Genomic DNA, 12,689 nt, shown 5'->3' with positions numbered 1-12,689 from the left:
CTCCCTTGCGGGAGCTTTTTTTATGGCCACATTCCTTGCCCTCACTCCACCGGCGGAGGCAGTATGCGCAGCTTTGCGGCAGCCTGATCGGCAATGCTGGCCACGCCCTGACTGAGATCCTGGACCAACTTGCGGGTATCCGTTCCCACCACATCCGAAGACTGCCACACAATCGGTCCCGTCATGACGGGGCTGATCATCGTCCCGGCGGGATGCACCGCCAGCGACCCGGTCACCAGAACATGTCCGGCCGAATCGGCTTCGAAATTCCTTATCGTCAGCTCGACATAGGCCCTGGGCGTCGTTGAAACGGCATCGTTCTGGGAAAATACCGTCGTTCCGGGGAGACGCTGCGCCAGATCGGTCGTCAGGGTGTGATTGATCATCTCCGGCAGCGCCTCGCTCCAGCTTCCACCGGACACCAGCTTCATCTGGTAGTCATCATTGGCCCGCACGATGCTGTCCCGGTCGAGACGCGCTGCCACAACCGGCGTGCGCACCTCCACCACAGTGGGTCCACCGGCCTGTGACACCCCGGGCAGGGGCGCCAGCGTATAGAGCGTCGGATCGCTGCTGCACCCGGCCAGAAGACCCGTCAGACCCAGCACACACCCCAGAGACAGCCTGCGAAAACGGGAAGGCGAAGAATGGGTCATGATCAGTTCCTGCGTCCGGTCAGTAGTGCGGAAGGATGATGGTCAAGATAGTCCGTCAGGAAGCGCAGGGACCGGGACATCTGCGTCAGCTGGACAATCATGCCCTCAAGATTGCGATGGAAATCGGTATCGCCACCATAGGCGCCCAGCAGGGTCTGCGCGTTGGAGAGCGTCCCCTGGAGCGATTTCATGAGCGCAGGAAGATGCTGGTCGGCGTTCTTCGTCAGCTTGCTCAGGTTCTGCAGGGAATCACGCAGCGCCACGATCGCCTGTTTCACCTCGGGGCTGTTCAGACGGTTGTCCGCATGGGCGAGAAGATCGTCCAGATGATCGCCGATCTGCGTCAGCGGCATCGCGGCAATCTTGTCGCTGACGGTCGAAAGCGATTCCATGATCCCTTCCATGCCGCCTGCCTGACTGGGGAGAACCGCAATGTCTCCCTCATACATCAGTTCTGCCGGGGCCGCCTTTTTCACGAACTGGAGTGCGATCAGGGATTCACCCGTCAGGAAGCTGGCACTCTGCACGGACGCCCGCATCCCGTCAGCCACATAGGCCCGCAGATAGCTGGCCACCGGCTCCATCCGGCTGCTGTCGATCGCATCGTTCCAGTCAGGCTTCATGCGCTCGGGCTCGATCTGCATTTCCACACGCACACGCGGCGGACGGTTGGGCGATTCCATCATCAGCTTCACCCCCGTCACGGTCCCGATCTGCATCCCGAACATGGTCACCTGACTTCCCTCGGTCAGACCCTGCACGGAAGAGTTGATATACGTCACGACACTCAGCCGCTTGTGATACCGGGCGCTGTAGGCATCTGCTTCGCTTCCGTACAGCTTGAACACGGTATTGGGCGAAGCAACCGGCGCCAGAACGGTCCGCCGGCGCTCGGGAAGACCAAACGCCACCCCGCCAGAGAAAAGCGCCTGGAGGGATTTCAGCTGGACCTTGAGGCCACCGGCTCCAAGCCCGACCTGCACACCCGACACATTCCAGAACCGGCTGTCCGTCCGAAGATAGTGGTCGTACGGCTCCTTGACGAAGGTCTGTATGACGATCGGTCCCGCACCACCCTGCGGCATGGTGTATCCAATCACCTCGCCCACGGCCAGATCCCGGAAGAAGACCGGCGATCCCGGGCCAAGCGACCCCAGCGAGGGAGAGACCAGCCAGAACGTCGAACCCGGCTGATCCGACCGCACGCCCGGAGGAGACTCAAGCCCCTTGAACCGGGTCTGGTAATGGCCGTCCGATGACCCGGCGTCGAGGGCGATGTAAGCTCCGGAAATCAGGGTTTCGAGACCGGTGATGCTGGCACCATTGATCCGGGGCCGCACGACCCAGAAGCGCGTATGGTCCGTCAGCGTATGGGCGCTGTTGGCATTCATCTGCACTGTCACGTCGACATGATGCATATCGTCGCTCAGGTTGATGTCCTGAACAGTTCCAAGCGTCACGGCCTTGTTCTTCACCTGCGTCTGGCCCGGGGTCAGGCCATCCGCGGTCTCAAAGGAGATGACGATCGTGGGCCCGCGCGTGGCGAAATGCTCCCAGGCCAGCCACCCCGCAATCAGGATGGCCAGAACGGGAATTAGCAGGATAAGGGAAAAGCGGGTCCGGCGGACCGGTGCTTCCTGCGGCGAGGCCGGCTGGTCCCCGTCATTGTATCGGGAATCGCTCACGCGCGTTCAGGCTCCATGTCGTTATTATCGGAAGAAGAATGTGGCATTCCGTCCCCTTTCGGCGTCTCAGGGACGCGATTGCCGCTCGCAGCACTCGGCACGGCCCCGTTCAGGCCCGCCGCATCCCACATGCCGCGCGGATCAAACATATCAGCAGCAAAAATGGTCAGGATTACCACGAGTGCGAAGCAGACCATGCCGGGATCGGCCGTCACATTGGCCAGAAACCCGAAATGGACAACGGCCACGAGGATCGAAATCATGAAGACGTCGATCATGGACCAGCGCCCGATGATGACGACAAGCCGGTAAAGCTTTGCCAGCTTCCCCAGATGTCTGTCGAGCCGCAGGCGCGTCGTGATGAGCATGATCGTCAGGGCCACGATCTTCAGCACCGGCACCGTAATACTGGCGAACAACACCAGAAGCGACAGGGGAATCATCCCCGCCTGCCACAGTTCGATGACCCCTCTGATGATGGTGCTCGGCTCCCCGTGTCCCACCCGTGTATAGGTCATGACCGGCATCAGGTTGGCCGGCAGATAGAACACGATCGAAGCCACAAGCAGGCAGGTCGCCGAGGACAGGCTCTGTGGCTTGCGCCTGCGCAGGATCTGGTCACAGCGCGGGCAGTCCCCCATGTCTTCTTCCTGCGGGACGGGATGATCGAATGCCACCACGAGATGACAGGCATGGCAGGACAGCATGTGCTCGACCGGCGGCATGTCATCGTCACGGCAGTCGAGATGCGCGACATCGCGGATCTGTCCGTGATGGTCATCCATCGCCTGGCGGATGTCACGGCTGCGCCAGATCAGTTCCTCATCGAAGGTGGAATCAACTGCGGCCATAGTCAGCATCAGCGCGCCCAGCAGGAACACCCCAGGCTGCAGCTTCACCAGCGCCAGATCGACCAGCTTGGTGTAGGCCACCAGCACGCCCAGCACATAGACTTCGACCATCGACCAGCCGCGCAGCCGGTCGTACCAGGTCATGAGACGCGGGGTCCAGTCGGGCATATGGGGACGGGAAGCGCCGTAAAGGATGGCCCCCATCAGCCCGATCACCGCACCGGGCATGCCGATCGTCACCACCGCCACCAGCAGCCCGATCGCACCATATCCCTGATGCCCCAGTTCGATGGGGCCACTGATCAGCGCAACCGTGCGCTCACGCCCGAAAACGTTCAGCGTCATGAGGGAACTGATGAGAAGAGCCAGATAAAGTGCGGCAGATGCCACGCAGAATGCCGCCGGCGCAGCGATCACCGCCGTCTTGCGCCTTCGGGCGAGACGGCCGCCACACCGGCGGCACTCCGCCAGAAAACCGGGCTGCATCCGGGGAACATGCTGGAAAAGACCACAAGTCGGACATTCCCGGAGCCCCTCTACCACATGCAGGGACGCATGGGGTTCCTGGCTCTGGTTGAAGCTGACGGCGTTCCGCCACAGTCGCTTGTGAAAACGGTCAGACATGAGGCTCCTTACCTGATGCACGGAGCCACGACATAACAGTATGACCGCAAGCAGAAAGCCCTACGCATCAGGGTGATCGCCTGTATCGTAACCCTATCGGGGGCTTATTGCCCAGAGGCAGAGGGGTAAGGAAGCAGGAAGTTTTACAAAGATATTGCATTTTCGAGAAAAAACGAACGCTTTTTCTTCACGCACGGCACAGTCGCGACTCCAGACAAGAGTCTGGTATATGCAATGATCTTCGATTTTTCGGAGAAACCCCGATGGTGCCGGTGAAGAGATTCGAACTCCCGACCCCATCATTACGAATGACGTGCTCTACCAGCTGAGCTACACCGGCGCATCCATCGAGGTGGGCGCGTTCTAACGGACCTCCCCGCCCTTGGCAACCCCCAAAGATGCAAAATCACACCAGTCTGAAACGCCTCTTTCTACATCGCGCGGAACATTCCCTGCGGCCTGACGTAAGAACGTGCGTCACCTTTGCTTGGAGGGCATCATCATGCCACGCGGAGACAAATCAGCCTATACAGACAAACAGAAACGCCAGGCCGAACATATCGAGGAAAGCTACGAGAAACGTGGCGTCTCCGACACGGAAGCCGAACGCCGCGCCTGGGCGACCGTCAACAAGGAAACCGGCGGCGGCAAAAAGAGCGGATCAGGCCGCAAGAAACCCGGACACGGTTGATAATCCCCATCTGGAACAGGACGACCAGACCTGTATGCTGCCCTGAGACAGTGCAGCGACAGAAAACAGGACCCCGTGCCCAGCGCTTCCCTCATCACATTCATGACGGCCCTGCACGCTCTGGGCGCATTCCTGACGATCGGCACAGCCTGCTTTACGGGCTGGGTCGTCGCCCGGGCCTGGAAGCAGGATGGTCCCGCCGGCGGGCGTCCTGTCTTCCATCGGGTGTTCCGGCAGTCCCTCTGGATGACGGGCCTGTCCGTCATCCTTCTGGCCGGGAGTTCCTGGTGGCTGGCACAGGCCCTGTCCCTAGGGCTGACGCCGTTCTGGATCCTGATGCCACTCCGGCTTCTGGTCGTAGCGATCCTGTCCTGGAGCATGGGAGAGGCCTGCCTCCTCCATGCCGGATACCGTCAGGGTTATACCCTCCGTCTCTGGGCGGGCTTCCACGTTACTGCCATCTTCTGCCTCCTGCTGGCAGCGGAGATCATGATCGTCCAGCCGGATTCCAGCGGAAGCGGCTGAGGGAAACGTCCGTTTCCCCTGCCGGTCCTGTGCTCAGATGGCCGAATCCCATGCCGCGCGCGCCGCATCGACGCCAGATCCACGCGCAATCTTCACGCCCTCGCCGGCCAGAACCGTCTCGAACGCGGCCAGAGTGGTCAGAACGCGGGGCTTCTGGGCATTGATTCCCATGGCGCCAATTCGCCAGATCTTCCCCGTCAGCGGGCCAAAGGACGAGACGATCTCGATCTCGAAATCCCGGCGCATCAGTTCACGCACCCTGGCATTATCCACACCGTCCGGCACCCACACACCCGTCACATTGGACATGCGCGTGGCGTCTTCACCATAAACTTTCAGCCCCATGGCCCGGATACCCGCCGTCATGGCGCGGCTGGCGCGGGTATGGCGCTCCCATCGGGCCTCGAGGCCTTCTTCCACCACGATCCGCGCCACCTCGCGTGAGGCATAGAGCATGGATGTCGCTTCCGTATGATGATTCATCCGCGCGGGCGACCAGTAGTTCATGAGCATGGCAAGGTCGAAATAGTTCGACTGGATGACCGGGCCATCGCCCTGCGGCTGCCCGGTGACAATCCCGGCTTCATCGTGACGGCGCCTGAGAATGGCCTCCACGGCCCGGTCCGAAATCGTGATGGGCGCCGAACCCGGCGGTCCGGACAGGCATTTCTGGAGACCCGCCGTCGCGATGTCGATGTTCCAGACATCCGTCTCGAATTTCATGCCGCCCAGCGTCGCGGTTGCATCGACGTAAAAAAGCACATCATGCCGGCGGCAGATGGCTCCGATCTTTTCCAGCGGCTGGGCCGTCGTCGTGGAGGTATCGCCATGAACCGCCGCTACGAGGCCGGGACGATGCTCGATGATGGCTGCCTCGATCCGCGCCGGATCGACGACCTCTCCCCACGGCACGTCCACCGTAACCGGTACACCCTGACACCGCCGCACGATTTCTGTCAGCAGGAGCCCAAAACGGCCGATCCGTGGGATAACGACCTTCATGCCCGGCGTAACGACCGATACGAGCGCCGCCTCGATGGCGGCCCGGGCCGACCCGTTGACCAGCAGCGTCTGTCTGTTTTCCGTTCGGAAAACCTGCCGGTAAAGCGCCATGACCTCATCCATGTATGCCGTCATTTCCGGGTCCATCTGCCCGATGACATCGGCCTCCATGGCGCGCAGGACACGCGGATGGACATTGACCGGCCCCGCCCCCATCAGGAGACGGACGGGCGGATCAAGCTGCGCGAAAGACGAACTCATGACTGGAACTCCTTGACGAAGGCTAGCAGGGCACGGTGCGCCAGTTCGACATCCTGAACGCGCACCGTCTCATCAGGGTGATGGCTGAGGCCACCGGGACTGCGGATGAACATCATCGCCATCGGGCACAGCCCGACCATTGCCATCGCATCATGCCCCGCGCCGCTGAGAACACGCTGTGCCGGCTTTCCGGTCACATCCGCGATAACCCGGGCGAGCCGGTCCACAAGTCCGGGCGTGCAGGCCGCGGCGGGCAGAAGCTGCGTCGCCTCGAAGGAGACATCCAACTCCCGGTTGGCGGCAATCCGGCGGATATCCTCGCGGATCTCTTCGGCCATCCGGTCCCGCGCCTCATCCGTCGCGGCCCGCATGTCCAGCGAGAACCAGACCTCTCCGGGAATGACATTGGATGTGTTGGGCACGATGTGCATCTGACCCACCGTCGCCACATGATCGGACCCGCCCGCCGCGCCGATATGCTCCACGGCCAGAATCATTTCCGCCGCCCCGGCCAGGGCATCCCGGCGCAGGATCATCGGCGTCGTTCCGGCATGATCGGACTGCCCCCGCACCACCACGCGCTGGCGCGTCTGGGCCGCAATGGCCGTCACGACCCCCAGTTCCCCGTCCCCGGCCTCGATGCACGGTCCCTGTTCGATATGGGGTTCGATAAAAGCCAGCAGCTCGCCGGGCTTCCGCCGCGCGTCCTTCAGCCGCGCCGGGTCCAGCCCGAAAGCCTCCATCGCCTCCGCCACGCTCTGGCCCACGCCATCGCGGATACCGTCGGGCACCGTGTCGATCAGGGCCGCCATGGCCCGGGAGCACATCATCGGCGCCGGAAAACGTGAACCTTCCTCATCCCCGAAGCCCATCACCTCCACCGCGAATGGCAGGCGCACCCCGGCCTCATGCAGCGCGGAAACCGTCTCGATCCCGAGCATGACGCCCAGATTGCCGTCAAATGCCCCGCCATTGCGGACCGTATCGAGGTGAGAGCCGATCATCACGGCTGGAGAACCCGCATGTGTTCCTTCATACCGCCCGACCAGACTGCCCGTGGCGTCCATCCGCACGGACATGCCAGCCTCTTCCATCCAGAGGCCGACCTGGTCCACAGTACGACGGTAAGCCGGACCGAGCCAGAACCGGAACAGGCTGCCTTCCGTCTCGCTGAAGGGAGTCTTCGCAAGAATACGGCACCGTTCTACGGCCCTGGCTCCATGGGCGATCATTGTGGCTCCTGTCCGGCGGGTCAAAATGCTCTGAATGGAACTGTGCGCTCATAACGATGACAGATCAAGTTGACCTTCCGATAAAACTGGTCCCACATATTCGCATGAAAGATCACTTGCATCTTGATCCGTTCCACCTCCAGTCCTTTCTGGCCGTCGCCGAAACACTCCATTTCACGTCAGCCGCCCAGAAGCAGGGGGTCAGCCAGTCCACCATCAGCCAGCATGTCAGCCGGCTGGAGGAACAGCTTGGTACACGCCTTCTGGCACGGAGCACCAAAAGCGTCCGCCTGACGGAAGACGGCATGACCCTGATCGGTCTGGCCCGTGGCTTCCTGCACTGCGAAGACAACATTCTGTCCCATTTCCGCAGCGGCTCCCCGCGCGGGAGCATCCGCGTCGGCGTGACGGAAGATCTGCTCCTGACCCGCTTTCCCGAAATCTTGGGTACATTCCGCGCATCGCATCCGACCCTGCAGGTCACCCTGATTTCCGGGCTGAGTTTTCATCTCATGCGGCTTCTTGAGCAGAATGAAATCGATCTGTTCTGCGGCATGCGGCGTTCCTCCGAAACCGTAGGCCGCAGGCTCTGGACGGAAGACCTGCGCTGGTTCGCCTCCGAGGGCACGACCCTCACCGCACGGGACTCCATCCCCCTCGTGACGTTCCCCGATGGCAGCCTGACACGCAGGCTGGCCATTGAAACCCTTAACCGCGCGGGCCAGCCGTGGCACCTGGCTTTCACCAGCGACAGCCTGATCGCAATTCTTGCCGCCGTCCGTGCGGGATATGGCGTCACGCCCCAGCCTGCCTTCCTCGAAAATGCGGAACACATCACGCCATGCCTGGATAACACTCTGCCCGTCATGCCCCCCGTGGAATTCATTGCCTCCACCCAGCAGCATGTGCCGCAAGGCCCCGAAGACCTGCTGATCCAGACCCTCTGCGCCCATATCAGCCGCTCACGGCCCGATTTCCTGACGACCCCCTGACCGAAAGGCTCTCCATGCAAACGCCGAGCGCCCTTCAGGGCATGGTCACCTCGCCCCATCACCTTGCCAGTCAGGCCGGTCTGGCGGTGCTGAAGGAGGGCGGCACCGCAATCGAGGCCATCATCGCCACAGCGTCCACCCTGGCTGTGGTCTATCCTCACATGACCGGGCTCGGCGGGGATGCGTTCTGGCTGATCTCCTATCCCGACGGACGCACCATCGCCATCGATGCGTGCGGCGCGCTGGCCACCGGCGCCACGCATGAGCTCTATACCGCAGCTGGACATACGACCATCCCATGGCGCGGCGGCCTGGCCGCCAACACCATGGCGGGGACCGTCTCCGGCTGGGAACGCGCGCTGGAGGAAAGCGCGCGTTCCCAGCCTCGCCTTCCCCTTGACCGTCTGCTCGAAGACGCCATCCATTATGCCGAAAACGGGCGCATCGTCTCCGCGAGTGAAGCCGCTCTTCTGACCGAGAAGCATCTGGAACTCTCCGGTAACGAAACATTCTCCCAAGCCTGCTTCCTGACCGGAACGGCCCTGAAGGAAGGCAGCATCCAGACCTCCCCTCAGCTGGCCGCAACCCTGCGCACCCTCGCCCGTGACGGGCTGGACAGCTTCTATGACGGCTCACTGGCCCGTCTGATTGCCGCCGATCTCGAAGCCGCTGGAAGCCCCCTGCGCCCGGTCGATTTTCTGTCTCACCGCGCAAACCTGCATACGCCCCTGCATGTCGAGACATCATGGGGCCGCCTCTACAACACCGCCCCTCCCACACAGGGTGGCGCAGCCCTGCTGCTGCTCGCCCTCTACGACCGCCTTCCACACGCCGCACACCCGGAAACCTTCGAACACCTGCATGGTCTGATCGAAGCCACCAAGCAGGCCTTCCTGTATCGCAACCGCGAAATCGACGGCCGGGAGCACGCGGAAGGCCGCATCCGCGACCTGCTGGCCGACCCTACGGCGCTGGACGCCATGGCGGAACGCATCTCCATGACGCAGGCCCGCCCCTGGACGGAAGAAACCCAGTGGGGCGACACGACATGGATGGGCGCGATCGACCGGAACGGCATGGCGGTCAGCATGATCCAGAGCCTGTATTTCGAATTCGGCTCCGGCGTCATGCTACCAGGGAGCGGTCTTCTCTGGCAGAACCGCGGCTCATCCTTCCGTCTGGCGACAAGCGGCTGGAACTGCCTGACTGCAGGCGCCAAACCCTTCCACACGCTCAATCCTGCTGCTGCCCGCCTCAAAGACGGCCGGGTCATGGTCTATGGCACCATGGGCGGCGAGGGCCAGCCCCAGACGCAGGCCGCCGTCTTCACCCGCCACGTCCAGTATGGCGTACCGTTACAGGAGGCCATCTGCCGCCCGCGCTGGCTCCTCGGTCGTACATGGGGTGAAAACAGCCTCTCCCTGAAGCTGGAGCCCGGCTTCCCTGCAGACACGCTTGCAGCCCTGCACGCTGCCGGCCACACAATCGAGGAACTGCCGGAACGATCAATCGTGATGGGGCATGCCGGCGCCATCATCCGCCTTCCGGACGGCCGCCTCGAAGGCGCAACCGACCCCCGAAGCGATGGAGGCGTCGCCACCTGGTAATCCGCACCAGCCTCCCGGACCATGAGGACAGCCGCATGACCACCATCCCCTCAGGCAGACCGACCATCGGGCTTTTCACACAGGTTGTTGCCGCCACCCTTCTCGGTCTGGCCGGAGGGATCTTCATCCCCTCCCTCGCAGCGGACACGCAATGGATGCCGGCCCTCTTCATGCGGCTGATCGTCATGGCCGTGGGTCCGCTTCTGTTCTGCATCGTCACGCTGGGCATCATCGGCGCGGGATCCCTGAAAACCGTCGGCCGGCTCGGCGCGCGCGCCCTGCTCTATTTCGAAGCCATGACGACAGTGGCGCTCGGCTTCTCCGTTGCGCTGGCCATGCTGCTGCACGTTGGCAGCGGCATCCACTTCACGCCAACCGCCGAAGACATGCACATGGCCACGTCATACGGCAACAGCGCCCGCACCCTGCGCGATAGCGGTATCAGCGGTTTCCTGCTCTCCATCGTCCCTGTGACTCCCACAGCCGCCTTCGCGCAGGGTAACGTCCTCCAGATCCTGTTTTTCGCCATCTTCACGGGATGCTGCCTGACTTACATGGGCGAAAAAGGCGCTCCGATCGTTCACCTGCTCGAAAGCGTGTCCGACCTGTTCAGCAGCATGATGCGGGTCATTACCCGTCTTGCGCCTCTGGCCGTTTTCGGCGCCATGGTTTCCACTACGGCCCGTTACGGCCTCAACACCATCGGTCATCTGGCCGGCGTTACGCTCCTGTATTTCATTCTGGTCGGACTGTTTATCGTCTGTGCACTTGGCGGGGGGCTGAAGCTCTGCGGCGTAAGCCCGCTGCGCTTCGCCCAATATTTTCAGGAAGAAACCCTGATCGTCGCGACCACCACCTCATCGGATGCCGTCCTGCCCAGCCTGATGGCCAAGCTCGAACGCCTGGGCCTAGACCGCCAGACAGTCGGGATCATGGTGCCTGCTGGATATTCCTTCAATCTGGACGCCCTGTCGATCTATCTTGGCCTTGCCGTGATCTTCCTCGCCAACGCCACCGGCACCCACCTCACCGCCTGGCAGATCATCACCCTGCTGGCCACCGCGCTCGTCACCTCAAAGGGTGCTCATGGCGTTCCCGGGGTTGGTCTTGTCATTCTCGCGGCCACGCTGGGGGCCGTTCCATCCATTCCGGTAGCCAGCATCGTCATGCTTCTGGCGGTGGACTGGTTCATCGGCATCGCACGCGCCGTCGGCAATTTCGCAGGCAACTGCGTCGCTCCCGTCATCATCGCAGCATGGGAAAAGCGCCTCGACCGTGACCGGATGCGACAGGAACTCACCCTTCACCGAACAGATGATCCCGGAACGGGACGATAGGAAAACACAGCCCCTTCAGGATCGCCCATGACAATCCGGACAGCCTCCAGTTCCCCGCCCAGCCGCCGCCGGACACAGATGCTGGCCGGACTGATGTGCATGGTGGCGGTGTCCTCCCCCCAGTATGTCTGGACGCTGTTCACGCCCGCCCTGCGCACGGATCTGCACCTCACTCCGCCCGCACTCCAGATCACGTTCTCACTCCTGATCGTTCTGCAAACGCTCTTCTCTCCCGTTCAGGGCTGGATCGGACGGCATGTTCCGCCCCGCCCCCTGATCGGAACCGGCGTGATCCTGACGGGCGCAAGCTAGCTCACCGCCGCCCTGTCCACACCCTCGCAGGACTGTCCCTGACCTATGGCGTCCTGGGCGGCATTGGAACCGGGATCGTTTATGTCGGTGTGGTCGCCCTGCTGATGGACTGGTTTCCTGACCGGCGCGGTCTGGCGGCTGGTCTCGCCGCCTCCGGCTACGGTATGGGCGCAATGGTGACGACCTTCCCCATCGCGCACATGCTGGCGCTGGCCGGATGGCGTCCGACGCTGACCCTGTTCGGCCTGCTGATCATGGCGAGCGGCCTGACCGCGACGTGGTTTCTCGCCCCTGCCCCACGGTCACGGACCACACTCCCCCTGCCCGGCACGCCGACCGCCGCCACCCTGCGTCACCCCATCTTCTGGGTGATGTTCCTGATGATGGGTCTGATGGCCACATCCCAGCTTGCACAGATCGCACAGGATTTCGGCGTGGCCCATGTCCTGGTGTTCGGTCTCGCGTCACTACCACTGGCCATGACGCTGGACCGGATCGCCAATGGCCTCACGCGCCCCCTTTTCGGCTGGATATCCGACCGGGCGGGACGGGAAACCACCATGGCCGCCGCCTTCACTCTTGAAGCTTTAGCCCTCGGTGGCTGGCTTGCACTGGTCCATCACCCGGTGGCCTTTGTCCTGCTCTCCGGCGTGGTGTTCCTCGGCTGGGGCGAGATCTTTTCCCTCTTCCCCGCTACCCTGACGGACACGTTCGGTCCGCGTGACGCAGCCCGCAATTACGGCTTCCTCTACATCGCGCAAGGCGTGGGCGCAGTCCTCGGCGGACCGCTTGCCGCCTGGCTTCATCAGCGGTTGGGAAGCTGGCACCCCGTCTTTGCCTGCGCCATCGGAGGCGATCTCCTGACGGCAGCCCTCGCCCTGATGGTCCTGCGTCCCATGTCATGCGGGAGACCA

At 62.7% G+C, this 12,689-nt stretch carries 11 protein-coding genes, 1 tRNA gene and 1 pseudogene; 7 read left to right on the top strand and 6 right to left on the bottom strand.

Annotated features, from left to right (window positions below; translation table 11 throughout):
• Positions 1 to 41: 41 nt before the first annotated feature.
• The 4 genes from GMO_RS12855 to GMO_RS12840 all read right to left on the bottom strand — a co-directional run bounded on the left by GMO_RS12855 (position 42) and on the right by GMO_RS12840 (position 4,156).
• On the bottom strand, positions 42 to 656 hold the full coding sequence (locus GMO_RS12855) for a PqiC family protein (RefSeq protein ID WP_040509701.1): 615 nt from the start codon (positions 654 to 656) through the stop codon (positions 42 to 44).
• Positions 657 to 658: 2 nt separating this feature from the next.
• Positions 659 to 2,341, bottom strand: coding sequence for a PqiB family protein (locus GMO_RS12850; protein WP_008852877.1), 1,683 nt, complete (start codon positions 2,339 to 2,341; stop codon positions 659 to 661).
• A complete protein-coding gene (locus GMO_RS12845) occupies positions 2,338 to 3,816 on the bottom strand; it encodes a paraquat-inducible protein A (RefSeq protein WP_008852876.1) in 1,479 nt (492 codons plus the stop codon). The genes GMO_RS12850 and GMO_RS12845 overlap by 4 nt, the downstream gene beginning before the upstream one ends.
• Before the next feature lie 264 nt (positions 3,817 to 4,080).
• Positions 4,081 to 4,156: transfer RNA gene (locus GMO_RS12840), tRNA-Thr, on the bottom strand.
• Between the two features lie 162 nt (positions 4,157 to 4,318).
• Here GMO_RS12840 and GMO_RS12835 point away from each other — a divergent pair.
• Positions 4,319 to 4,507: a hypothetical protein gene (locus GMO_RS12835; protein ID WP_040509734.1), complete on the top strand. Its 189-nt coding sequence runs from the start codon at positions 4,319 to 4,321 to the stop codon at positions 4,505 to 4,507.
• A 75-nt stretch (positions 4,508 to 4,582) separates the two neighbouring features.
• Complete coding sequence (locus tag GMO_RS12830; RefSeq protein ID WP_008852874.1) at positions 4,583 to 5,032, top strand: hypothetical protein; 450 nt, start codon at positions 4,583 to 4,585, stop codon at positions 5,030 to 5,032.
• Positions 5,033 to 5,065: 33 nt separating this feature from the next.
• Here GMO_RS12830 and GMO_RS12825 read toward each other — a convergent pair whose 3' ends face one another.
• Both GMO_RS12825 and GMO_RS12820 read right to left on the bottom strand, forming a co-directional pair.
• Positions 5,066 to 6,295 (bottom strand): pyridoxal-phosphate-dependent aminotransferase family protein, encoded by a 1,230-nt coding sequence (locus GMO_RS12825; RefSeq protein ID WP_008852873.1) that lies wholly within the window; start codon positions 6,293 to 6,295, stop codon positions 5,066 to 5,068.
• A complete protein-coding gene (locus tag GMO_RS12820; RefSeq protein WP_008852872.1) occupies positions 6,292 to 7,527 on the bottom strand; it encodes an allantoate amidohydrolase in 1,236 nt (411 codons plus the stop codon). Before GMO_RS12820 ends, GMO_RS12825 begins: the two co-directional genes overlap by 4 nt.
• A 104-nt stretch (positions 7,528 to 7,631) precedes the next feature.
• Between GMO_RS12820 and GMO_RS12815 the strand changes: the two genes are divergently transcribed.
• The 5 genes and pseudogenes from GMO_RS12815 to GMO_RS12800 all read left to right on the top strand — a co-directional run.
• Positions 7,632 to 8,519 carry a LysR family transcriptional regulator gene (locus GMO_RS12815; protein ID WP_040509732.1) on the top strand — a complete coding sequence of 296 codons (888 nt, stop codon included), beginning with the start codon at positions 7,632 to 7,634 and terminating at the stop codon, positions 8,517 to 8,519.
• 14 nt (positions 8,520 to 8,533) lie between these two features.
• Positions 8,534 to 10,126 (top strand): gamma-glutamyltransferase family protein, encoded by a 1,593-nt coding sequence (locus tag GMO_RS12810; RefSeq protein ID WP_008852870.1) that lies wholly within the window; start codon positions 8,534 to 8,536, stop codon positions 10,124 to 10,126.
• A 35-nt stretch (positions 10,127 to 10,161) separates the two neighbouring features.
• Positions 10,162 to 11,463, top strand: a complete 1,302-nt coding sequence (locus tag GMO_RS12805) for a C4-dicarboxylate transporter DctA (protein WP_008852869.1) — start codon at positions 10,162 to 10,164, stop codon at positions 11,461 to 11,463.
• Positions 11,464 to 11,490: 27 nt separating this feature from the next.
• On the top strand, positions 11,491 to 11,775 hold the full coding sequence (locus tag GMO_RS14815) for an MFS transporter (protein ID WP_245528504.1): 285 nt from the start codon (positions 11,491 to 11,493) through the stop codon (positions 11,773 to 11,775).
• A pseudogene (locus GMO_RS12800) lies at positions 11,706 to 12,662 on the top strand (MFS transporter); the annotation flags it as partial. The gene GMO_RS14815 and the pseudogene GMO_RS12800, both read left to right, overlap by 70 nt.
• Positions 12,663 to 12,689: the final 27 nt, after the last annotated feature.

The sequence above is a fragment of the Gluconobacter morbifer G707 genome (assembly GCF_000234355.1).
Classification (GTDB): Bacteria; Pseudomonadota; Alphaproteobacteria; order Acetobacterales; family Acetobacteraceae; genus Gluconobacter; species Gluconobacter morbifer.
This window is presented reverse-complemented; position numbering and strand designations above follow the sequence as displayed.

Bases quoted from the DNA above. Each gene is read 5' to 3' on its own strand.
- GMO_RS12855 (WP_040509701.1), bottom strand. From the start codon at position 656: ATGACCCATTCTTCGCCTTCCCGTTTTCGCAGGCTGTCTCTGGGGTGT.
- GMO_RS12845 (WP_008852876.1), bottom strand. From the start codon at position 3,816: ATGTCTGACCGTTTTCACAAGCGACTGTGGCGGAACGCCGTCAGCTTC.
- GMO_RS12835 (WP_040509734.1), top strand. From the start codon at position 4,319: ATGCCACGCGGAGACAAATCAGCCTATACAGACAAACAGAAACGCCAG.
- GMO_RS12825 (WP_008852873.1), bottom strand. From the start codon at position 6,295: ATGAGTTCGTCTTTCGCGCAGCTTGATCCGCCCGTCCGTCTCCTGATG.
- GMO_RS12820 (WP_008852872.1), bottom strand. From the start codon at position 7,527: ATGATCGCCCATGGAGCCAGGGCCGTAGAACGGTGCCGTATTCTTGCG.
- GMO_RS12815 (WP_040509732.1), top strand. From the start codon at position 7,632: ATGAAAGATCACTTGCATCTTGATCCGTTCCACCTCCAGTCCTTTCTG.
- GMO_RS12810 (WP_008852870.1), top strand. From the start codon at position 8,534: ATGCAAACGCCGAGCGCCCTTCAGGGCATGGTCACCTCGCCCCATCAC.
- GMO_RS12805 (WP_008852869.1), top strand. From the start codon at position 10,162: ATGACCACCATCCCCTCAGGCAGACCGACCATCGGGCTTTTCACACAG.
- GMO_RS14815 (WP_245528504.1), top strand. From the start codon at position 11,491: ATGACAATCCGGACAGCCTCCAGTTCCCCGCCCAGCCGCCGCCGGACA.